Annotated in this window: 18 protein-coding genes; 7 read left to right on the forward strand and 11 right to left on the reverse strand. The window is 65.2% G+C overall.

What is annotated here, in order from left to right:
* The first annotated feature begins 169 nt into the window (after positions 1 to 169).
* Both creD and CTR55_RS16520 read left to right on the forward strand, forming a co-directional pair.
* Positions 170 to 1,612: a cell envelope integrity protein CreD gene (creD, locus tag CTR55_RS16515; RefSeq protein WP_296287752.1), complete on the forward strand. Its 1,443-nt coding sequence runs from the start codon at positions 170 to 172 to the stop codon at positions 1,610 to 1,612.
* A gap of 10 nt (positions 1,613 to 1,622) precedes the next feature.
* Entirely contained in the window at positions 1,623 to 1,922 is a 300-nt protein-coding gene (locus CTR55_RS16520; RefSeq protein WP_296287753.1) for a hypothetical protein, read from the forward strand.
* Positions 1,923 to 2,212: 290 nt separating this feature from the next.
* Here CTR55_RS16520 and CTR55_RS16525 read toward each other — a convergent pair whose 3' ends face one another.
* Both CTR55_RS16525 and CTR55_RS16530 read right to left on the reverse strand, forming a co-directional pair.
* Entirely contained in the window at positions 2,213 to 2,836 is a 624-nt protein-coding gene (locus tag CTR55_RS16525) for a glutathione S-transferase (RefSeq protein WP_296287755.1), read from the reverse strand.
* 31 nt (positions 2,837 to 2,867) lie between these two features.
* On the reverse strand, positions 2,868 to 3,818 hold the full coding sequence (locus CTR55_RS16530; RefSeq protein WP_296287756.1) for an SMP-30/gluconolactonase/LRE family protein: 951 nt from the start codon (positions 3,816 to 3,818) through the stop codon (positions 2,868 to 2,870).
* Between the two features lie 81 nt (positions 3,819 to 3,899).
* On the opposite strand from CTR55_RS16530, the gene CTR55_RS16535 reads away from it, so the two are divergent.
* Positions 3,900 to 4,766: a protein phosphatase 2C domain-containing protein gene (locus CTR55_RS16535; protein WP_296287758.1), complete on the forward strand. Its 867-nt coding sequence runs from the start codon at positions 3,900 to 3,902 to the stop codon at positions 4,764 to 4,766.
* 324 nt (positions 4,767 to 5,090) lie between these two features.
* Here CTR55_RS16535 and CTR55_RS16540 read toward each other — a convergent pair whose 3' ends face one another.
* The 3 genes from CTR55_RS16540 to CTR55_RS16550 form a co-directional block, all read right to left on the reverse strand.
* A complete protein-coding gene (locus tag CTR55_RS16540; RefSeq protein WP_296287759.1) occupies positions 5,091 to 7,502 on the reverse strand; it encodes a TonB-dependent siderophore receptor in 2,412 nt (803 codons plus the stop codon).
* Positions 7,503 to 7,678: 176 nt separating this feature from the next.
* Positions 7,679 to 8,641, reverse strand: coding sequence for a FecR family protein (locus CTR55_RS16545; protein WP_296287761.1), 963 nt, complete (start codon positions 8,639 to 8,641; stop codon positions 7,679 to 7,681).
* On the reverse strand, positions 8,638 to 9,156 hold the full coding sequence (locus CTR55_RS16550) for an RNA polymerase sigma factor (RefSeq protein ID WP_296287762.1): 519 nt from the start codon (positions 9,154 to 9,156) through the stop codon (positions 8,638 to 8,640). Before CTR55_RS16550 ends, CTR55_RS16545 begins: the two co-directional genes overlap by 4 nt.
* A gap of 172 nt (positions 9,157 to 9,328) precedes the next feature.
* Here CTR55_RS16550 and CTR55_RS16555 point away from each other — a divergent pair, with 172 nt between their 5' ends.
* Positions 9,329 to 10,081 carry a glutathione S-transferase family protein gene (locus CTR55_RS16555; RefSeq protein ID WP_296287764.1) on the forward strand — a complete coding sequence of 251 codons (753 nt, stop codon included), beginning with the start codon at positions 9,329 to 9,331 and terminating at the stop codon, positions 10,079 to 10,081.
* Here the strand turns inward: CTR55_RS16555 and CTR55_RS16560 are convergent, their stop codons facing one another.
* A complete protein-coding gene (locus tag CTR55_RS16560) occupies positions 10,082 to 10,957 on the reverse strand; it encodes a LysR family transcriptional regulator (RefSeq protein WP_296287765.1) in 876 nt (291 codons plus the stop codon).
* 95 nt (positions 10,958 to 11,052) lie between these two features.
* On the opposite strand from CTR55_RS16560, the gene pcaD reads away from it, so the two are divergent.
* On the forward strand, positions 11,053 to 11,850 hold the full coding sequence (pcaD, locus tag CTR55_RS16565) for a 3-oxoadipate enol-lactonase (protein ID WP_296287767.1): 798 nt from the start codon (positions 11,053 to 11,055) through the stop codon (positions 11,848 to 11,850).
* 60 nt (positions 11,851 to 11,910) lie between these two features.
* Here the strand turns inward: pcaD and CTR55_RS16570 are convergent, their stop codons facing one another.
* Complete coding sequence (locus tag CTR55_RS16570) at positions 11,911 to 13,440, reverse strand: NCS1 family nucleobase:cation symporter-1 (RefSeq protein ID WP_296287769.1); 1,530 nt, start codon at positions 13,438 to 13,440, stop codon at positions 11,911 to 11,913.
* A 545-nt stretch (positions 13,441 to 13,985) separates the two neighbouring features.
* Positions 13,986 to 16,163 (reverse strand): malate synthase G, encoded by a 2,178-nt coding sequence (locus CTR55_RS16575; RefSeq protein WP_296287770.1) that lies wholly within the window; start codon positions 16,161 to 16,163, stop codon positions 13,986 to 13,988.
* Positions 16,164 to 16,457: 294 nt separating this feature from the next.
* On the opposite strand from CTR55_RS16575, the gene CTR55_RS16580 reads away from it, so the two are divergent.
* A complete protein-coding gene (locus CTR55_RS16580) occupies positions 16,458 to 16,907 on the forward strand; it encodes a GNAT family N-acetyltransferase (protein ID WP_296287773.1) in 450 nt (149 codons plus the stop codon).
* A 19-nt stretch (positions 16,908 to 16,926) separates the two neighbouring features.
* Positions 16,927 to 17,445, forward strand: a complete 519-nt coding sequence (locus tag CTR55_RS16585) for a glycine cleavage system protein R (protein WP_296287775.1) — start codon at positions 16,927 to 16,929, stop codon at positions 17,443 to 17,445.
* Positions 17,446 to 18,092: 647 nt separating this feature from the next.
* On the opposite strand, the gene rarD is transcribed toward CTR55_RS16585, so the two are convergent.
* The 3 genes from rarD to CTR55_RS16600 all read right to left on the reverse strand — a co-directional run bounded on the left by rarD (position 18,093) and on the right by CTR55_RS16600 (position 20,646).
* Positions 18,093 to 18,980 carry an EamA family transporter RarD gene (gene rarD / locus CTR55_RS16590; RefSeq protein ID WP_296287777.1) on the reverse strand — a complete coding sequence of 296 codons (888 nt, stop codon included), beginning with the start codon at positions 18,978 to 18,980 and terminating at the stop codon, positions 18,093 to 18,095.
* A gap of 251 nt (positions 18,981 to 19,231) precedes the next feature.
* Positions 19,232 to 20,206, reverse strand: a complete 975-nt coding sequence (locus CTR55_RS16595) for a serine/threonine protein kinase (protein ID WP_296287778.1) — start codon at positions 20,204 to 20,206, stop codon at positions 19,232 to 19,234.
* 68 nt (positions 20,207 to 20,274) lie between these two features.
* On the reverse strand, positions 20,275 to 20,646 hold the full coding sequence (locus tag CTR55_RS16600) for a substrate-binding domain-containing protein (protein ID WP_296287780.1): 372 nt from the start codon (positions 20,644 to 20,646) through the stop codon (positions 20,275 to 20,277).
* Between the last annotated feature and the right edge of the window lie 98 nt (positions 20,647 to 20,744).

The following is a 20,744-nucleotide window of genomic DNA, read 5'->3' on the forward strand; positions in this document are numbered from 1 at the left end:
GCGAGCTTGCTCGCGAACAGGCCTAATTGCGGAGTTGGTTCACAAGCAAGCTCGCTCCTACGAAAAGCCAACACCACATAAAACCCACACAGTCTCCACACTCTGCCCCAAGCGCCCCCACGCGCGGGCCCCAGGCTTGCTCCGTCGTCCACCCACGGAGAAGCCTTCGATGAACCGCCATCTCGGCATCAAGCTCGGCGCCATCGCGCTGCTGATCGTCCTCTTGCTGATACCCCTGCTGATGATCGACGGCCTCGTCGACGAGCGTCAGAACTACCGCGACGAGGTCCTGCAGGATATCGCCCGCAGCGCCAGCTACAGCCAACAGCTCACCGGCCCGCTGGTCGTCGTGCCCTACACCCGCACCATTCGCGGCTGGCGCCTGGACAAGGCGAGCCAGCAGCGCGTGCTGCAGGAGCGCGAGGTGCGCGGGCGGCTGTACTTCCTCCCGGAAGTCTTCAGCCTCGACGGGCAGATGAACACCGAGTTGCGCCATCGCGGCATCTACGAGGCGCGCCTGTACCACGCCGACAGCCAGATCAGCGGCAGTTTCGCCATCCCGGCCAACTACGGCATCAGCAGCGACCTGAGCAGCTACCGCTTCGATGCGCCGCTGCTGGCGGTGGGCATCAGCGATGTGCGTGGCATCGAGAACGCGCCGAAGCTGAAGATTGGTGAAGAGCTGCGCGACTTCCAGCCCGGCACCCAGAGCCAGTTTCTCGGCAATGGCGTGCATGCGGTGCTGCCGCTCCAGGCCAGCGAGCGCGAGCAGCGCTTCGACTATTCCTTCGAACTGTCGCTGCTGGGCAGCAGCCGTCTGGACATCACCCCGGTCGGCCGCGACAGCCAGGTCAAGCTGGTCTCGGATTGGCCGCACCCCAGCTTCGGCGGCGAGTTCCTGCCCTCCGAGCGCAGCGTCAGTGACCAGGGCTTCAGCGCGCGCTGGCGCACCAGCTTCTTCGCCACCAATCTGGAGGACCAACTGCGTGCCTGCACCGCGCCGGCCCAGGCCGATGTCGCCCGCGCGGTCGAAGCGGTCGATCCGGATACCTCCCGCGTCAGCTCCGCCGAGTGCAGTGAGTTCGGCCAGCACCGTTTCGGCGTGGCGCTGGTGGACCCGGTGGACCAGTACCTGAAGACCGACCGCGCGGTGAAGTACGCGCTGCTGTTCATCGTCCTCACCTTCGCCGGCTTCTTCCTTTTCGAAGTGCTCAAGCGCCTGTCGGTGCACCCGATCCAGTACGCACTGGTGGGCATGGCGCTGGCGCTGTTCTACCTGTTGCTGCTGTCGCTCTCCGAGCATGTCGGCTTCGAGCGGGCCTACCTGCTGTCTGCTGGCGCCTGCGTTGGGCTGATCGGCTTCTACCTCTGTCACGTGCTTCGCAGCCTCTGGCGCGGCGCCGGTTTCAGCCTCGGCCTCGCGGGGCTCTACGGGATGCTCTACGCGCTGCTCAGCGCCGAGGACTACGCGTTGCTGATGGGTTCGCTGCTGCTGTTTGGCGTGCTCGGCGGCGTCATGGTGCTGACCCGTCACCTGGACTGGTACGGCATCGGCAAGCCCCGTGGCGATGACCTGGAATTTTCCCTGGAAGACGTGCGCGTGCAGCGCTGAGGAGACGGATATGCCCAACCTGATGCGGTTTTCTCTGTGCCTGTTTGCCGGCCTGCTGATCAGTGGCCTGTGCTTGCCAGTGCTGATGCTGCTTGGCCGCTTCGACTGGATCGCCCTGCTGGTGGCCACCGGCAAGCCCCTGGCGCACCTGGCGCTGTTGCTGCCAGGCGAGCTGTGGACACAACTCAGCGGCGTCGAGGACGCGGCGAACAATCCCCATGTGCGTTCCTTCCTGGAAATGTGCATGGGTGTGGCGCAGCTCGGCCTGCTGCTGGCGCTGCCGATCTACCGACTGGGGAAGCAACCATGAGTGCGTGGAAAGGATTGCGCGATGAGCGTGAAGTGGGCCGGCAGCTGGCGCGGCGGATCACCGGGTTGTTCGAGCCGGGGCTGGGGCGGGGCGTGGTACGTGATGAGCGGTTTCAGCGCAGGGTGGTGCGACGGGCGGGTGCAACTCGTGGGTTCTGGCGCGGGGCGTTTCCCCTCACCCCAACCCTCTCCCGAGGGGAGAGGGGGCTGGGCGGTGTCGGATGGAGAGTATGGCCTTCGCCGGAGAACTCGATTAACCGAAGCTGGCGCTGTTCTCCCTAGCGGCGAACCTTAGACCGGCACTGTCGCCTGCATTGACGGCCGCTGGCTGACGTCGGCGAACCACTGGGCCAGTTGCGGGTAGTCGGCGCGCCAGTCCCAGTGCGGTTGGCGGAAGTCCAGGTAGCCCAGGGCGCAGGCCACACCGATGGCGGCGACGTCGAAGCGTTCGGCCAGCTCCGCATGGGCCGGGCCGTCGAAGTAGGCGAGGGTACGGACGATCTTCAGCTGCTGGTTGTCCAGCCACTGGTCCCAGTGTTTTTCCGGCGGGCGCATGGCGGTTTCGTAGCGGATCAGCACGGCCGCATCGAGCACCGCGTCGGCCAGCGAGGCGAGAGTGAGACGCCGCCAGCGCTCGGCGCCGTCGCGGGGAATCAGTGGTTCGCCGCGGTGCTGCTGGTCGAGGTATTCGACGATCACACGGCTGTCATGCAGGGTCTGGCCGTCGGCCAGGCGCAGGGCGGGAATCTTGCCGGCGGGGTTGTCCTGCAGCACGCCAGCGTCCGGCGCGATGGGCGTGTGGACGGCGGCGTAGAGCTCCACAGAATCGAGCTGGCCGGTCTCGTGCAGCAGGACCATGACCTTGCGCACGAAGGGCGAAGCGGCGGCGTGGAACAGGACGGGACGGGTACTCATCGACAGCAACTCCTGGGGTTCAGTCATCGGTTCAATCGCGGATCAGCACCAGGCGATCGGTGCCGGATTCGGCGCCCCACACCTCGCCGGGCCGGCCAAGCAGTTGGCGGACGTTGGCGTGTTCGTGGTTGCTGGGGAAGGCGGTGAATTTCTCGCTCTGCGCATCGAAGCGCAGCAGCGCATTGGCGGCGAAGTCGCTCAGCCACACCTGGTCCATGGCATCGACGTAGACCGCATAAGGCTGCGGATGAGCGCCCGGCAGCTTCCAGGTTTTCCACTGGTTGTCGCTGGGGTCGAAGCGCGCGAGGCTCCCTGCGTTCCACTGGCTGATCCAGAGCCGGCCCACGGAGTCGGCCCACAGGCGGCGTGGGCCGGCGTCCTTGCTCGGTGCATCGAGGGCGGTGGCGCTGCCTTCGATGGCGTCGATCTGGCCGAGGTAGTTGCCCGCCAGCGACGCGTACCAGAGGCCGCCGTCCGGAGCCACGGCAATGCCGTACGGACCCTTGCCGCGAGGCGCCGGCCAGACTTTCAGATCACGGCTGTTCGGGTCGAGGCGTCCGTAGAAACCGTTCTGCCCGGTGAACCAGAGCACGCCGTCGTCATCGAATACGGCAGTGTTGAGGTTGGCGTTGGCCGCTTCCTTGGGCAGCGGTATGACTTCCACACCCAGGCGCTCGGCGTCGACGTGGACGATGGCGTTCTGGCCGCTGTCGGTGATCCACGCGTCGCCATTGCCGTCGGCAACCACGCCGTGGGGGCTGGAGCCCTTGCCGAGGCTGATCTGCTCGGTCTTCCCTGTTTGCGGATCGAGCCGGCCGAGCACGCCGAGCTTCTGCGCGGTGTACCAGACCTTGCCATCGTCGGTGGGCGCCACGTCGTGTGGGCCGGAGCCCTTGGGCAGGTCGAAGTACTTCACTTGCGCGGCGTGGGCGCCGGTGGCCAGCAGCAGGCCGGCGAGGAGCAATGGCAGGACGCGGAGCATGGGGCTCTCCTTGGCTGAGTCCGAAAGGTGATGAGACTGTACGCCGGTCAGTGTGGCCGACGAAACGAAGGAGAACGGCTTGTGACGACGATTTCCGTACAGGGGGCGGCCTGCCGCCAGGGCTCACCGGTGAACGACGATGCCATCGGCTACACCGCGCAGGCGGCCTGGGTGCTGGATGGCGCCACCAGCCTCGGGCAGGGACTGGTGGGTGGTGCGAGCGATGCACGCTGGCTGGCGCAGAGCGCCAATGCGCACTTGCAGCGCCTGCTGGAAGAGCAGCCGTACAGGCCGACCGAGGACTTGCTGGCGCAGTTGCAGGCAGGTATCGCTGCCGACTTCCAGCGCGATTGCGGGCTGGCCGTGAGCCTTGATCTCAACCTGCCCACCGCTTGCCTGAGCTTGCTGCGGGTGCTGGCAGACGGTTCGCTGGAGCTGCTCAATCTCTGCGATACCTGCATCCATCTGGCCTGGGACGACGGCCATGTGGAGAGCTTCGGCGACACGCCGCTGGAGGAGATCGATCGCCAGTCGGTGCAACGTCTGCTGGCGCTGCGCGAGGCGAACCCGGAGTGGAGCCACGTACAACTGTGGCAGGCCAGCCGCGAGTGGGTGCGGCGCAATCGGAGGCTGGCCAATACGCCGCAAGGCTACTGGTGCCTCGATCCGAGCGAACGCTGGATTCCCCATGTGCAGCGTCGGGTGCTCGACCCTGTCGGGCTGAAGGCGTTCATGCTGGTGACTGATGGTTTCGACCGGCTGCTGGATTTCCGCCGTTACGATCTGGATGCGCTGTTCGCGGCGCTGCCCGAGCGCGGCGTGGAGGCGCTGATCGATGAGCTGCGTGCGCTGGAGGTCGCCGATGGCCAGGCGCTGGACTATCCGCGCCTGAAGATCCATGACGATGCGAGCGTGGTGTGGGGGGAGGTGAAGGTGGGCATTGCGTAGGAGCTGACTCCGGCCGTGATGGCATCCGGTGCGATGCGGATATATCGCGGACGGAGTCCGCTCCTACGTAACCTGATACACCGCAGCGACCTGGCGGATAACGCCGGCGCGTTATGCGCCCTACGGGTGCCTGCGGTGTCGTGGGAAGTTCTGGGCCGTAGGGCGAATAATCTGGAACAGGTTATCCGCCGTTGTGTCTGGGGTACGGCCGGAGCCCGCTCCTGCCACAGCAAAAAGCCCCGCTCCTTTCGGAGCGGGGCTTTCGCCAGTGCAGGAAACAGTCGACCGGGCGCCGAGACTATCCGGTGACCGGGCCTGCTCCTGTCACCACTTGTACGTCACGCTCGCCACGACCTTGCGCTGGTCGCCGTAGTAGCAGTAGTAACCGTCGCAGGTGGAGATGTAGTCCTTGTTGAACACGTTGCTGGCGTTGATCGCGACCGATGCGCCGTTGAGGCTGTTGTCCAGCTTGCCCAGGTCGTAGTGCACCGCGGCGTCGTACACGGTGTAGGAGCCCGCGTAGCCATCGTAGGTGTTGGCCTGGTCGCCGTAGGTGTCGCCCACGTAGCGCGCACCGTAACCGACGCCGAAGCCGTTGAGCACGCCGGCGTGCCAGGTGTAGTCGGCCCACAGCGAAGCAGCGTTGCGCGGGATCAGTTGCAGGCGGTTGCCGGCGTACTGGCCCTTCTTCACCTCGGTGTCGGTGTAGCTGTAGCTACCGATCAGCTTGAGGTTCTCGGTCAGGTTGGAGTTGGCTTCCAGCTCCAGGCCGGTGACCTTCACTTCGCCGGTCTGGCTGGTGACGAACGCGCCGCCGACGTTCTCCGAAACGCTCACGTTCTCCTGGCGCAGGTCATACACAGCGGCGGTCAGCAGGGTGTCGCTGCCGAGCGGCTGGTATTTCACGCCCAGTTCCCACTGCTTGCCTTCGGTCGGCTTGAGCGAGGAGGTGCTGGTGATGTCCGCGCCGGTGGCCGGCTGGAACGACTCGGAGTACGACAGGTAGGGCGCCAGGCCGTTGTCGAAGAGGTAGCTCAGCGAGGCGTTGCCGGTGAACTTGCTGTCGGAGTCCGTGGTGGTGGCGTCGCCTTTGTTGATGAACTGGGTGCCGGTGTGCACCCAGTCCTGGCGGCCGCCGAGGGTCAGGCGCCAGTTGTCCAGGGCGATCTGGTCCTGGGCGTAGGCGCCGGTCTGGAAAATCTTCTGGTCATAGTCGTAGTAGGCGTCCGAACGCGGCGGCTTGACGATGGGCTGGCCGTAGATCGGCTTCACCACGTTGCTCGGCGGGACGCCGTAGCCGTAGATCGAGGTGTAGTTGGTGTTGCTGCGGTTGTGGTCCAGGCCCAGCAGCACCGTGTGCTTGAGCTCACCGGTGCTGAAGTCGGCCTGGAAGTTGTTGTCGACCACGAACTGGCTGACGTCCTCGTCGACCGAGGTGCTCATGCGGTTCAGGGTGCCGTCGTCCAGCACCACCGGCGGGCTGCCTGGGTAGAGCGAGGTCGGGGTGATGGAGTCGAACGACAGGTCGTTCTTCATGTAGCGCAGGTTCTGGTGGAACTGCCACACGTCGTTCAGGCGGTGCTCGAAGGCGTAGCCGACCCAGTAGGTGGTGCGGTCGTAGTGTTCCCAGTCCGGGTCGCCGAGGTTCTTGTGGTGCGAGATGTCGCCGAAGGGTGCGTCGTACTTGGTGCCCTTGAGCGGCAGGAAGGCGCTGGTGATGCCGGTGTCATCGCGGGTGAACTGGCTGAGGAAGGTCAGCCTGGTGTCGTCGTCGATGTTCCAGGTCAGGCTCGGTGCGAGGTTGTAGCGCTTGTCCGGGATGTGGTCGATCTGCGTGTTGCTGTCACGCACCACGCCGCTCACGCGGTAGAGGAAGCGACCTTCGTCGTCCAGCGGCCCGGTGCTGTCGAAGTTGATCTGCTTGTGGTTGTAGTTGCCCGCCTGCAGTTGCACGGCGTTGGCCTGCTGGGCCTGCGGGCGCAGGCTGGTCATGTCCAGCAAGCCGCCGGGCGGGGTCTGCCCGTAGATGGACGATGCCGGGCCGCGCAGCGCGGCGACGCGCTCCAGGTCCCAGGTATCCAGCTTCGGGTTGGCGTAGACCCCGGTCGCAATCGGCAGGCCGTCGAGGAACTGAGTCGGCTTGAAGCCACGGATGCGCAGCCAGTCGGAGCGGGTGTCGCTGCCGAAGCTGCTGGCCACGGTGCCGGGCATGTAGCGCACGGCATCGTCGATGTTCAGGGTGGCGCGGTCCTGCATCTGCTCGCGGGTCACCACGGAGATGGACTTGGCGGTCTCGAGGATCGACGTATCGGTCTTGGTGCCGATGCGCGAGCGGGTGGCGACGTAGCCCACCGCCGGGCCGTCCGGGTCTTCCTGGGCAGCGCTGATGGTGGTGGCCGACATCGACAGGGTGTCGCTCGGCTCCGGGCGCAGGCTGTAGCTGCCCGATTGGCTTTCCACCAGTTCCAGGCCAGTGCCTTGCAGGGCCTGGCGCAGTGCGCCGGCGCCATCGTAGCGGCCCTGCACGGCATGCGCACTGCGGCCCTGGGCCAGCGCCGGGTCGAGGCTCAGGGAGAGGCCTGCTTCGGCGGCGATGCGGTTGAGGGTGCTGGCCAGCGGGCCGGACGGCAGCTGGTAGTCACGCACGGCTTCGGCGGCGAAGGCTGAAGAGGTGCCCAGCAGGATGGCGGTGGCCAGCAGGCAGGGGCGGAGCGACAGTTCGAACGGGCGGCGCATTGAAAACGACTCCTACGTTTCTCGATGCCTCCTTGCCGGACGAGAATTGAAAAGTGATAGGGCTGGATGAAAATTTTTTTGAGATGCACTCAGGGGTTGAAGCGAATGGCTCTTCGTAGGATCGAGGGGGACGCCTAGTTCTTGCTCGCGAACCCGCTCTTGCAGCTCAGGCAGTTTCAGCCGCGCGGCACCACGCGTGCCCACCATTGGCCGTGTTTCTCGATACGCACCGGTAGCGTCGGCTCCAGCGAGCGGAGCGCCAGGTCGATGTTCTGCAAGGGGAAGCTGCCGGTGATGCGCAGGTCCGCCAGCGTCGGGTCCACGGCAAGGTGGCCGGGGCTGTAGCGCGCCAGTTGGTCGATCAAGTCGGCCAGGCGCACGTTGTCCACCACCAGCATGCCGTGGGTCCAGGCATCGGCGGTGGCGCTGTTGGCGGCTGCCGCGCCGAATCCATCGGCGCGCACGCGCACCTGCTGGCCCTGGTGGATCACGCGCTCATCTGGCAGTTGCTCGGGGCGAGCGGCCACGGCGGACTGCAGCACGCTCAGCAGCGTGCCGTCACCCTCATCGCGCTCCACCAGGAAGCGCGTGCCGAGGGCGCGCAGGCGGCCTTCGTCGGTCTCGACAATGAACGGGCGGCTGTCGCCGTGGGCGGTCTCGACCATGATCTCGCCGCTGCGCAGGACGATGCGTCGCTGCTCGGCATCGAAGCGCACGTCCACCGCGGTGCGGCTATTGAGCATCAGCCGGGTGTTGTCCGGCAGGCGCAGTTCGCGCTGCTCGCCGGTGGCGGTGACCAGGTCGGAGAGGGCATAACGCACCGGCGTGTAGCGGTTGCCGACGCCTAGCGCCAGCGCGCCGACCAGCAGCAGTGACAAACCAGTGCCCGCCAGGCGGCGGACCTTGCGTCGTGACTCGCCCGGCGAGCGCAGCAAAGCGCTGCGTGCGGCCTTGGGGGCGGCACCGGCGAGGCTGCGGTCGAGCATGCCCAGCTGGCTCCAGGCGCGGGCGTGTTCGCTGTGGGCGGAGTGCCAACGGGCAAAGGCGGCTTCGTCATCCGCGCGCGATTCACCCGAACCCAGGCGCAGCTGCCAACTGATCGCCTCGTCGAGGATTTGCAGGGAAACCGGTCCCTTCACGTGGGCTCGCCGTACAGCGCGATGTAGCACTGGCGCAGGCCCTGGGCGATGTACTGGCGCACGCGCGGTACGGAAACCCCCAGTTGCCCGGCGATCTCGGCGTGGCCCAGGCCGTCCAGGCGGTTGAGCAGGAAGGCGCTGCGCGCACGGGTGGATAGCTTGCCGAGCAGACGGTCGATTTCGCGCAAGTCCGCGAGGATCAGGCAGTGTTCCTCGGCGGAGGGTTGCACCGCTTCGGGCAGGCACTTCAGTGCTTGGAGGTAGGCCTGCTCCAGCGCCACGCGCCGCCAGTGATCCACCAGCAAGCCCTTGGCGACCGTCACCAGGAAGGCGCGCGGTTCGCGCAGGGAGGGCAGCTCGCGACGGCCGAGCACGCGGACGAAGGTGTCCTGGCTCAGGTCTTCGGCGCGCTGCGGACAGCCCAGGCTGCGGTTCAGCCAGGCCGTCAGCCAGTCGCGGTGATCGCGATACAAGGCGCCAACGAGTTCGCCGCTACCCATCTGGATGGCCGACAAGCTACTCCCCCAATGACCCGAATGGGATCAAGTTCAAAAACGATAACTATTCGCAATATGATCGCAAAGTGCAGTCACGCGCGCAATTGGCACCGGTCGGCTTTTACCGCCAGTCGCCCGGTTTTCGGCGTCGTTCTACAATCGGGCGACCCTTTTTGCGGAAAGCCTCGCCATGTCCGACCCCGTGCTGATCATTGGTTCCTTCCTGTCTCCCTACGTGCGCAAGGTCATAGTCCTGCTGGAGATGAAGGGCGTGGACTACCGCATCGATTCCATCGTGCCGTTCTTCGGCAACGAGGAGTTCGAGCGCCTGAGCCCGCTACGCCAGGTGCCGGTGCTGGTGGACGGCGAGCTGGTGCTGAACGATTCCTCGGTGATCTGCCAGTACCTGGAGGAGCGTTATCCACAGCCGGCGCTGTACCCGGCGGATATCGCCGAACGTGCCCGCGCACGCTGGATCGAGGAATTCGCCGACAGCCGCATGGGCCAGGTGGTGATCTGGCAGTTGTTCGACCAGTTGGTGATCGGTCGCGGCGTGTGGGGGCGCGAGCCGGACGCAGTGCTGCTGGAGAAGACTTATCAGCACGACCTGCCGGCAGTCTTCGACTACCTGGAGGCGCAGTTGCCGGAAAGCGGCTGGCTGTTCGGCGAGCTGTCCATCGCCGACATCAGCGTCGCCTGCTTCATGCGCAACGCGCAGTTCGCCCGCTATGAACTGGACGCCCAGCGCTGGCCGAAACTGGCAGCCATGCTCGCGACGGCCTTCGCGCTGCCCGCCTTCCAGAAGCTCAGCCAGTTTGAACGCGCCATCGCCCGCACACCCATCGCCCAGCAGCGCGATGCGCTGATCGCCGCAGGTGCTCCGGTCAGTGAGGTCAGCCACATGCGCGAACAGCCGGTGCGCGGGCCGATGAGCCGCAGCTGATCAGGCCTCCTGCAGAAAGCTCCAGAGCCGCTGCGCCACCGGCCCGTGGGCGCGGTCGCGCAGGCGCGCGGCGACCAGTTCCTCGCGGCGGCCGGGCAGGTGGGGTCCGCTGAGGTCGCGCAGGCGGCCGTCGGCCAGCTCTTCTTCGATCAGGTGACGCGGCAGGTGGCCCCAGGCCAGGCCGTGCAGCACCAGTTCCTTCTTCATCGCCTGGTCCGGCACCGTGCACTGCGGGGCTCCTTCGAGGGTGAAGTAGTCCACGGGCGGCGAGTGCCGGGCGCTGTCGCGCATCACGCACTGGGTGAGCGAGCGCAGGTGCTCCGGACGGATGTCCGTGCTGTCCGCCAGTAACGCTGGCGCGATCACCGGGATGAAGTTCACTTCGCCCAGGTCGAGCCATTCCAGGCGCGGGTCGGCCTTGTCCACGCGGTGCAGGATCAGTTCGGCCTCGTCGTCGAGCAGCCGCTCCTGCGGGCCGCTGACGCTTTCGAAGTACAGCTGCAGGCGCGTACGGGGCTGCGTGGCGAAGAAGCGCGCGAGCTTTTCCAGCAGGGCAGGGCGTGGGCAGAAGTCGCCGAGCACCACCCGCAGTTCGCTTTCTTCACCAGCCGCCAGGTGCGCGGCATGGTCGCGCAGGCTGCCCAGTTCGCGCAGCAGGCTCTGGGCGCGGCGGTGGATGGATTCGCCGGCGCCAGTCAGGGCGACGCGGTAGCCGCTGCGGTCGAGCAGTTCAAAGCCGAGCTGGCGCTCCAGCCGGGCCACAGCGGCGAAAACCGCCGGGTGCGAGCGGTGCAGTTGCTGGGCGGCGGCCTGGAAGCCACCGGCTTCGACCACGGCATCGAAGCACTGCAGGTCGTGCAGGGTGAAATCATGCATGTCAGCTTTCCTGACAGAGATCGTTCACTCTTTGTAATTTCTTCCCAGGTCCGCCGCAACTAGCCTCGTCTCACCCCACTTGAGGAGAGGCCGCCATGAGCCCGCTGCGCTACCTGACTACCCGCGACAACACCCGCATCGCCTACCGGCTGGACGGCCCCGCCGAGCGGCCGCTGCTGGTGCTGTCCAACTCCATCGGCACCGACCTGCGCATGTGGGACGGGCAGATGGAAGCGTTGACCGAATATTTCCGCGTACTGCGTTACGACGCCCGAGGGCATGGCGCTTCCAGCGTTCCCCACGGTCCCTACTCGCTGGCGCGGCTGGGGGAAGACGTGATCGAGTTGCTCGACTCGCTCGGCGTACCGCGTGCGCATTTTCTTGGCCTTTCTCTCGGCGGCTTCGTCGGCCAATGGCTGGCGCTGAATGTTCCGCAGCGCATCGAACGACTGGTGCTGGCGAACACCTCCGCCTGGCTCGGGCCACAGGAGCAGTGGGATGCGCGCATTGCCGAGGTACTGGCGGCGGAGGATATGCAGGGCACTGCGGCGACCTTCCTCGCCAATTGGTTCCCGGCGGCCTGGCTGGAGCCGCAACGGCCGGAGGTGGCGCCGTTTCGCGCGACGCTGCTGGCCACCAACCGACACGGGCTGGCGGGCTCCTTCGCCGCCGTGCAGGAAACCGATCTGCGCAGCGCGTTGCGGGACGTGCGTCTGCCCACGTTGGTGATTGCCGGGCAGTTCGATACCGTCACCGCCGCTGACCACAGCGAGCTGATTGCCCAGGCGATTCCCGGCGCCCGTTTGTTCACGTTGCCGGCGGTGCACCTGTCGAACATCGAGTTTCCCCGCGAGTTCGAGGGTGCGGTGCTGGATTTCCTGCTGGCGCCCTGAACGAACAAGGCCGCCCGAAGGTGGCCTTGTCGTTTATCCACAAGCTCGATCATCAGCAGCTCAATGGTGCGCCGCATCCACCGCGATGGGTTCACCGCAAACGTCCGCATAAGCGCGCTTGCGGTCGGCCAGGGTGTAGTGGATCAACGCGCCGAGGCCGGCGCCGAAGAACCAGGAGAACTGCGACAGCGCATCGAACGCCGGCACCAGCGCCAGCACAATGGCGATGGCGGCGGCTGGAACAAACGCTGCCACCGCGCGCAGGTTCACCCCGCCGCTGTAGTGGTAGGCCGCCTCGCGGCTCTCGCTGTACAGCTCCGGCAGGTTCACCCGGCTGCGACGCACCAGGTAGTAGTCAGTGACGATGATCCCGTACAGCGGGCCGAGCAGCGCGCCCAGGCCGCCGAGGAAATACACGATCACCGCCGGGCTGTTGTACAGGTGCCAGGGCAGGATCAGCACCGCGATCATCGCGCTGAGCAGGCCGGCGCGGCGGAAGTTCAGCAGGTTCGGCGCGAGGTTGGTGAGCACGTAGGCCGGGGCGACGAAGTTGGCCATGATGTTCACCGCCACGGTGACGATCAGGAAGGCCAGGCAGGCCAGCACCAGGCCGAAGGTGTTGGGGATGGCGGCGACGATTTCCGTGGGGTTCTGCACCAGCTTGCCGTCGATGCTGAATTGCGCGCCGGCCAGCACCACGGCGATCAGCGCAAAGCCCAGCATGTTCACCGGCAGGCCCCAGAAGTTGCCGACGCTGATGGTGCGGCGGTCCGGGCAGTTACGGGTGAAGTCGCAGAAATTGAGGATCATGGTGCCGTACAGCGAGACCCACAGCGCGGCGGCGCCCAGCACTTTCAGCCACATGGCCGAACCGGTCGGCGCATCGCCGCTGGACCAGGAGATCGACAGCCCGGCGCGCCAGTACATCCAGCCGGCGAGGCTGGCGAAGGCTACCAGGATGATCGGGCCGGCGAAGGATTCGTAGCGGCGCACCATCTCCATGCCGTAGGCGAAGATCACCAGCTGCACGCACCAGATGCCGAGGAAGGTGATCCAGCCGAGGCTCGACAGGCCGAGGATCGAGTCATGGTCGTAGGCCGCAAGACTTGGCGTGATGGCGGTGAGCAGCACGCGCAGGACCACCGACGCGAGGTAGGTCTGGATGCCGAACCAGGCGATGGCGATGACCGCGCGGATCAGCGCCGGCACCTGCGCGCCGTGGATGCCGAAGCTGATGCGGCACATCACCGGGTAGGGCAGGCCGGTCTTCTGGCCCATGTAGCCGGACAGGTTCATCAGGCCGTAGATCACCAGTGCGCCGAGGGCGAAGGCGGCGAGGATCTGCGCGCCGCTCATGCCGAGGGCGAAGAGGCCGATGGCGAAGGAGTAGTTGGCGATGTTGTGCACATCGTTAGTCCATAGTGCGAACAGGCTGTAGCGCCCCCAGTGGCGGCCGGCGGCCTTGGTCGGGGCCAGGTCGGCGCTGTACAGGCGAGGGCTCAGGGTCGGCGCGGCGGTCTTCGTAGACTCCGCGCCATCGACAGATTGGAGAGGGGAAACGCCGGACAGGTGGGTAGGGCTGGAGTTCATGGGCTACTCGGATTTTGTATGCACAGCTTTTGTGGTTTGTGTGCAAAAGCTAATTCCGTGCCAGTGCACTTTCTGCTCTGCAGCCCAGCTTGAGTGATCGGTTCGCGCGTTTGACTGGAGCCCTTGTTGGGTGCGGTGTTGCTGGCTGTCCAAGTGGTCAGGAAACTAATTTTCCATAGTAATCATTGACTTGAGAGTCAGGTATGGCGTGCGCACGGAAAGTGCGGAGTGGGGATTTTGTACACAAAAATTGTGCGCAGGCGTTACGTGGTTGATTCCGCGTGGCTGGAATACATCGCGGACGGAGTCCGCTCCTACGCAGAAATCACCGGCTGGCGTAGGAGCAACTGTCTTCCTCTGAAAGTCCGTGCCTGGGATTCCCCTCTCCCTAACTCTTTCCCTTCAGGGAGAGGGCAGGCCTCCGCGCAGGACTTCACGCAGGAGCGGACTTCGTCCGCGATAAGGTGGGCGTTGCATCGACTCCCAATCAGCAGCCATAAAAAAACCGCCCCGAAGGGCGGTTTTTTCAACGCATCGCGAAGCGCTTACAGGCCGTTCTTGGCCTTGAATTCGCGGCGGCGGCGGTGCAGGACCGGCTCGGTGTAGCCGTTAGGCTGTTTGGTGCCTTCGAGAACCAGCTCCAGCGCGGCCTGGAAGGCCACGTTGTCGTCGAAGTTCGGCGCCATCGGGCGGTACTGCGCGTCATTGGCGTTCTGGCGGTCCACCACCGGCGCCATGCGCTTGAGGCTTTCCAGCACCTGCTCCTGGGTGACCACGCCGTGGCGCAGCCAGTTGGCCAGCAGCTGGCTGGAGATGCGCAGGGTCGCGCGGTCTTCCATCAGGCCGACATCGTTGATGTCCGGCACCTTGGAGCAGCCGACGCCGTGGTCGATCCAGCGCACCACGTAGCCGAGGATGCCCTGCGAGTTGTTGTCCAGCTCGTTCTTGATCTCTTCCGCGCTCCAGTTGGTGTTGGGGGCGAGCGGAATGGTGAGGATGTCGTCCACCGAAGCCGGTGCGCGCTTGGCCAGTTCGGCCTGACGGGCGAACACGTCGACCTTGTGGTAGTGCAGCGCGTGCAGGGTGGCGGCGGTCGGCGACGGAACCCACGCGGTGTTGGCGCCGGCCAGCGGGTGAGCGATCTTCTGCTCGAGCATGGCGGCCATCAGGTCGGGCATGGCCCACATGCCCTTGCCGATCTGCGCCTTGCCTTGCAGGCCGGTGGCTAGGCCGACGTCGACGTTGTTGTTCTCGTAGGAACCGATCCACTTCTCGGTCTTCATGGCGCCCTTGCGCACCATGGCGCCGGCTTCCATGGAGGTGTGGATCTCGTCACCGGTGCGGTCGAGGAAGCCGGTGTTGATGAACACCACGCGCTCGGCGGCGGCCTTGATGCAGGCCTTCAGGTTGACGGTGGTGCGGCGCTCTTCGTCCATGATGCCGACTTTCAGCGTGTTGCGCGGCAGGCCCAGCAGGTCCTCGACGCGGCTGAAGATTTCGGCGGCGAAGGCGACTTCTTCCGGGCCGTGCATCTTCGGCTTGACGATGTACATGCTGCCGGTGCGGCTGTTCTTGCGGCTGGCACTGCCGTTCAGGTTGTGAATGGCGATCAGGCCGGTGAACAGGCCGTCCTGGATGCCTTCGGGCACTTCGTTGCCCTGGGCGTCGAGGATCGCCGGGTTGGTCATCAGGTGGCCAACGTTGCGAATGAACAGCAGCGAGCGACCGTGCAGGCTCAGCTCGGAACCGTCGGCCTTGGTGTAGACGCGGTCCGGGTTCATGGTGCGGGTGAAGGTGCTGCCGCCCTTGGAGACCTGCTCGGCGAGGTCGCCTTTCATCAGGCCCAGCCAGTTGCGATAGACCACGACCTTGTCGTCGGCGTCGACGGCGGCCACGGAGTCTTCGCAGTCCATGATGGTGGTCAGCGCGGATTCCATCAGGACGTCTTTCACGCCAGCGGCGTCGGTCTGACCGATCGGGCTGGTGGGGTCGATCTGGATTTCGAAGTGCAGGCCGTTGTGCTTGAGCAGCACGGCTTTCGGCTTGGCGGCTTCGCCCTGGAAGGCGAGGAACTGGGCAGCGTTCTTCAGGCCGGTCTCGCTGCCGTTCTTCAGGGTCACGGCCAGTGCGCCGTTCTTCACCACGTAAGCGGTGGCGTCGACGTGAGAGCCGGATTCCAGTGCGGCGGCTTCATCGAGGAAGGCGCGGGCGAAGGCGATCACCTTGTCACCGCGGACCTTGTTGTAGCCCTTGCCCTTCTCGGCGCCGTTCTCTTCGCTGATCGCGTCGGTGCCGTACAGTGCGTCGTACAGCGAGCCCCAGCGGGCGTTGGCGGCGTTCAGGGCGAAGCGCGCGTTCATCACCGGCACGACCAGCTGCGGGCCGGCCATGCGGGCGATTTCTTCGTCGACATTCTGGGTGGCGGCCTGGAAGTCGGCCGGCTCGGGCAGCAGGTAACCGATATCCTGCAGGAACGCCTTGTAGGCGACCGCGTCATGCGGCTTGCCGGCGCGGGCCTGGTGCCAGCCGTCGACTTTCGCCTGAATCTCGTCGCGCTTGGCGAGCAGGGCCTTGTTCTTGGGGGCCAGGTCGTTGATTACGGTTTCGACACCTGCCCAGAACTTGCCGGCTTCGATGCCGGTGCCGGGAATGGCTTCGTTATTTACGAAGTCGAACAGGACTTTGGCGACCTGCAGGCCACCGACTTGAACGCGTTCAGTCATTGCTTGCCTCACTCTGCTCAGGACCAGCTCTGGACACAGGCAAAACGCCTTGTAGTCCGAGCCGCGGAATACTACATGATGCCGTGGGAAAAATCAGGGGGCTAGCGTCGCGGTTAGACCAAAGTACGCATATCAGTCACGTAGCAGGCCTTATGTTCGCAAATATCATCTGGATTGTTCCAGATAAATCTTAAAACTGTACACGCATTACCCAAATGGGTACCTGTGGCAGCCCGTCGCAGCCGGCTAACCTCGCCGCGCCTATACTGCTTCTTCCCTTTCGGAGAATCCCGCATGTCCGTGACGCTTGCCACCCCCGCCGATCTGGATGACCTGGTCCCGCTGTTTTCCGGCTACCTCGATTTCTACGAGGTGCCCGCGCCCCACGCGAAGATTCGTGAGTTCCTCGAGGCGCGCATCGGCAGCGGGCAGTCCACGGTGTTCATCGCGCGCAGCATCGATGGGCTGGCGGTAGGCTTCGTGCAGCTGTATCCCTTCTTCGCTTCCCTGGCGTTGCAGGCCTCCTGGCTGGTCAGCGACCTCTATGTGCTGCCCGCCGCGCGCCGCGATGGCTATGGCGAAGCACTGATGAACGCTGCCCGCGCCCATGGCGAAAGTACCGGTGCCTGCGGTCTGATGCTGGAGACGGCAAAGACCAACCACGCTGGCCAGTCGCTGTATGAGCGCCTGGGCTACCAGCGGGACGACAAGTTCTACACCTATTGGCTGGACCTCACGGCCTAGCCCTTCGCGGAGACTGCTCATGGACCACCTCGTATTGACCGTCATCGCCCAGGACCAGCCCGGTCTGGTGGAGCGCGTGGCCAAATGCATCGCCGCCCATGGCGGCAACTGGCTGGAAAGTCGCATGTCGCGCATGGCCGGGCAGTTCGCCGGGATCCTTCGCGTGGCCGTGCCCGCCGAGGGCTATGACGAGCTGGTGGAAGGCCTGCAGGAGTTGAGCGAGCACGGCATCCGCGTGCTGCTGGCGGAAAGCGGCATCGAGCCGGTATGCAACTGGAAACCGATCCACCTGGACCTGGTGGGTAACGACCGCCCCGGCATCGTCCGCGACATCACCCAGTTGCTGGCCGAGCACGGTGTGAACCTGGAGAGTCTGACGACCGAGGTGCTGCCGGCACCCATGAGCAGCGAACCGCTGTTCCATGCCGAGGCACTGCTGGCCGTGCCGCTGACCCTGCCGCTGGAAACCCTGCAGCAGAAGCTGGAAGCACTGGCCGATGACTTGATGGTGGAGCTGAATTTCCACAGCGAGGAGTAATACTTTCTCGCTGAGCCAGGCGTTTGTGGGTAAACCTGTGGGCTCTCTGTTGATGGATTGACAGAGGGCCCATTCTATTTGGGCTTCACGACAATCGGCTTATCCACTTTTCAATTCGATGCTGTGCACAGATTGCGGGGATCGTCGCGGGGGCATTCTGTTGATAAGTGTCTGAAGCCTCCTGTTTCCGTGGATTCCAGAGCATTGGTTGTTTTTTGTACAGGGCGTGCGCGGTGAACGGAGCGCTCCGGGCTTTCCCGTTGCTGTGCACAAAACCACTGGAAGAGTCTGTGGAGAAGCCGTTCATGGAGCGCTGCAGGCCACGCTGCCTGTGGTCTTCACAGGGTTGTCCACTTTCTGATCGGGCGGCGTTTGTCCATCCACACGAAATGGGGATCAGCCTGTGGAAAAGCCGGGGGAATGTTTCGGCAGGCCAGAATTCACGTGGCTTTCGCGGGATTGATTAAATGTTGATCAGCTTGCCGCGTGCAGCCAGGGGAGGCTGTACTGAGAGAGGGGCGGCGGGACGGCTTGTGGAAGAAACGGCCGTTATCCCCGCAATCGCGGGATAGAGCTGTGGACAATCTGCTGGTGACTGCCTGCAAGCCACGGGCGGCGTGGCTTGCAGGCGGTGGATCAATTAATGATCAGTCGCCGCGGGAGAGGCGGTACCAGATGTCCACACTGTAGACGGCCAGCCCCAGCCAGATACAGCCGAAGGAGACCAGGCGGGTACTGTCCAGGTGCTCGCCGAACAGCAGGATCGCCTGCAGCAGCACCAGGGTCGGCGCCAGGTACTGCAGGAAGCCGAGAGTCGCGTAGGGCAGATGGCGCGCGGCGGCGTTGAAGCACACCAGCGGCACCAGGGTGATCGGGCCGGCAGCGGCGAGCCAGAGGGCGTCCTTGGTGGTCCAGAAGTCCGCGTGCACGCTCGGGCCGTCGGCGAACAGCAGGAGGTAGCCGATCGCCAGCGGCAACAGGATCCAGGTTTCCACCACCAGCCCCGGCAGCGCGGCCACCGGTGCCTGTTTACGGATCAGCCCGTAGAAGCCAAAGGTCAGCGCCAAGGCGAGCGACACCCACGGCAGGCTGCCCAGTTGCCACAGTTGCTGCGCCACGCCCAGCGCGGCGAGGCCAACCGCGACCCACTGCAGCGGGCGCAGGCGTTCGCGCAGGATCACCATCCCCAGCAATACGTTGATCAGCGGGTTGATGTAGTAACCCAGGCTGGCTTCGATCATATGGCCGTTGTTCACCGCCCAGACGTAGACCAGCCAGTTGCTGGCGATCAGCAGGCCGCTGGCGGTGAGCACCGCGATGCGCTTGGGATTCTCGCGCAGCTCGCGCCACCAGCCGGGGTGCTTCCAGACGAGCAATAGCAGGGCACCGAACACCGCCGACCAGATGGCCCGGTGGGTGATGATTTCCAGGGCGGGGATGCGTTCGAGCAGCTTGAAGTAGATCGGGAAGAGCCCCCAGATGACGTAGGCAGTCAAGCCCAGGGCATAGCCCCGGCGGGGATTGGCGGTGGCCATGGAACATCCTTGGTTAGGCAGCTAATGAGTGGCCGCACGATTCTAGGGCGCTCGACGGAGCTTGTCTGTGCCGCTGCGGTGGATGTCGCGGTGGCGACTGCGAATGTGCGTAACGATGCCGTTACGGCAAGCAGGCTATTGTAGGAGCGAGCTTGCTCGCGAACCCCCTCAGCCGTGTCGCTGCGGGTGAATCCATTCGCGAGCAAGCTCGCTCCTACGAAAAGCCATGAGGCGTTGCCCTGGCAGAGTGATCAGAACAGCCGCAACGGCTCCTCATCCAGCGCTGCCAACTGCTCGCGCAGCACCAGTACCTGCTCACCCCAATAGCGTTCGCTGCCGAACCAGGGGAAGCTCGGTGGGAACGCCGGGTCGTCCCAGCGGCGCGCCAGCCAGGCGCTGTAGTGCATCAGGCGCAGGGAGCGCAGGCCTTCGATCAGCGGCAGTTCGCGCGGCTCGAAGTCGTGGAACTCCTGGTAGCCGTCCACCAGTTCGGAGAGCTGCCCGAGGCGCTCGTGGCGCTCACCGGCGAGCATCATCCACAGGTCCTGCACCGCCGGGCCCATCCGGCAGTCGTCGAGGTCGACGACGTGGAAGGTCTCGTCGCGGCACAGCAGGTTGCCGGGGTGGCAATCGCCGTGCATGCGGATGGGCGTGTACTTCACGCGGGCATACAGGTCGTCGACCTTTTTCAGCAGGTCGCGGGCGACCGACTCGTAGGCGGGCAGCAGGCTTTTCGGGATGAAGTTGCCGTCCAGCAGCGTGGCGAGGGACTCGTGCCCGAAGTTCTGCGGCGTCAGCGCCTCGCGATGCTCGAATGGGCGGTTGGCGCCGACCGCGTGCAGGCGACCGAGCAACTGTCCAAGGCGATAGAGCTGGTCGAGGTTGCCCGGTTCAGGAGCGCGGCCGCCTCGGCGGGGGAACAGGGTGAAGCGAAAGCCGGCGTGCTCGAACAGGGTCTGGCCCTCGTGCACCAGGGGTGCCACCACCGGGACTTCGCATTCAGCCAGTTCGGCGGAGAAGGTGTGCTCCTCGAGGATCGCCTCGGTGGTCCAGCGGCCGGGGCGGTAGAACTTGGCGATCAGCGGCTGGCTGTCCTCGATGCCTACCTGGTAAACGCGGTTCTCGTAGCTGTTGAGCGCGAGTACACGGGCGTCGCTGAGGAAACCGATGCTTTCCACCGCATCCAGCACCAGGTCGGGGGTGAGGTCGGAGAAGGGATGGGACATGGCGACGTTCCGGCAGTGGTAAAGCTGCCTAGTTTACCCAGTCCGCCTCTTTTGGGTGCGCAGTCGCCTCAATGGTCGGCGCAGTGCTTTCTCAGGTACTCGACAAAGTCCGTGGCCAGCACCTGCCGCTCGCCCTTCACCAGGGTCAGTTTCTGCATCGGGTGGGCCTTGCACTCGACGGGTTGAGCCTGCTTGTCCGTATTGCTCAATGGCGTCAGCAACAGGTCGTAGGGCGTGCCCTGGCGGACCTGATCGGCGAGTTCGTCCGCGCCGCCGCCGATCAGCAGGACCTTGTTGCGGGTTTCGATCTGGTACTGGTCCACCAGTGGCTCCAGCATCGGCATCAGTTCGTTGCTGGCACCGACCCGCAGCACGTCGGGGCCGGCGTGGCTGGCGAAGGGCAGGAGCAGCAGGGCGAGAAGCAGGAGTGGGCGGCGCATGGTGGGGCTCCGGGTGGCCGAAGCCCGCCCGGCATGGGCGGGGCTCTGGCGACTATTGGAGCGCGGCACGGCGCTACCGGGCTTGATATGAGGCAGGG

Source organism: Pseudomonas sp., from assembly GCF_002796985.1.
Classification (GTDB): domain Bacteria; phylum Pseudomonadota; class Gammaproteobacteria; order Pseudomonadales; family Pseudomonadaceae; genus Pseudomonas.

Bases quoted from the DNA above. Each gene is read 5' to 3' on its own strand.
- CTR55_RS16595 (WP_296287778.1), bottom strand. From the start codon at position 20,206: ATGTCCCATCCCTTCTCCGACCTCACCCCCGACCTGGTGCTGGATGCG.
- creD (WP_296287752.1), top strand. From the start codon at position 170: ATGAACCGCCATCTCGGCATCAAGCTCGGCGCCATCGCGCTGCTGATC.
- rarD (WP_296287777.1), bottom strand. From the start codon at position 18,980: ATGGCCACCGCCAATCCCCGCCGGGGCTATGCCCTGGGCTTGACTGCC.
- CTR55_RS16580 (WP_296287773.1), top strand. From the start codon at position 16,458: ATGTCCGTGACGCTTGCCACCCCCGCCGATCTGGATGACCTGGTCCCG.
- CTR55_RS16520 (WP_296287753.1), top strand. From the start codon at position 1,623: ATGCCCAACCTGATGCGGTTTTCTCTGTGCCTGTTTGCCGGCCTGCTG.
- CTR55_RS16525 (WP_296287755.1), bottom strand. From the start codon at position 2,836: ATGAGTACCCGTCCCGTCCTGTTCCACGCCGCCGCTTCGCCCTTCGTG.
- CTR55_RS16570 (WP_296287769.1), bottom strand. From the start codon at position 13,440: ATGAACTCCAGCCCTACCCACCTGTCCGGCGTTTCCCCTCTCCAATCT.
- pcaD (WP_296287767.1), top strand. From the start codon at position 11,053: ATGAGCCCGCTGCGCTACCTGACTACCCGCGACAACACCCGCATCGCC.
- CTR55_RS16600 (WP_296287780.1), bottom strand. From the start codon at position 20,646: ATGCGCCGCCCACTCCTGCTTCTCGCCCTGCTGCTCCTGCCCTTCGCC.
- CTR55_RS16540 (WP_296287759.1), bottom strand. From the start codon at position 7,502: ATGCGCCGCCCGTTCGAACTGTCGCTCCGCCCCTGCCTGCTGGCCACC.
- CTR55_RS16575 (WP_296287770.1), bottom strand. From the start codon at position 16,163: ATGACTGAACGCGTTCAAGTCGGTGGCCTGCAGGTCGCCAAAGTCCTG.
- CTR55_RS16555 (WP_296287764.1), top strand. From the start codon at position 9,329: ATGTCCGACCCCGTGCTGATCATTGGTTCCTTCCTGTCTCCCTACGTG.
- CTR55_RS16560 (WP_296287765.1), bottom strand. From the start codon at position 10,957: ATGCATGATTTCACCCTGCACGACCTGCAGTGCTTCGATGCCGTGGTC.
- CTR55_RS16530 (WP_296287756.1), bottom strand. From the start codon at position 3,818: ATGCTCCGCGTCCTGCCATTGCTCCTCGCCGGCCTGCTGCTGGCCACC.
- CTR55_RS16585 (WP_296287775.1), top strand. From the start codon at position 16,927: ATGGACCACCTCGTATTGACCGTCATCGCCCAGGACCAGCCCGGTCTG.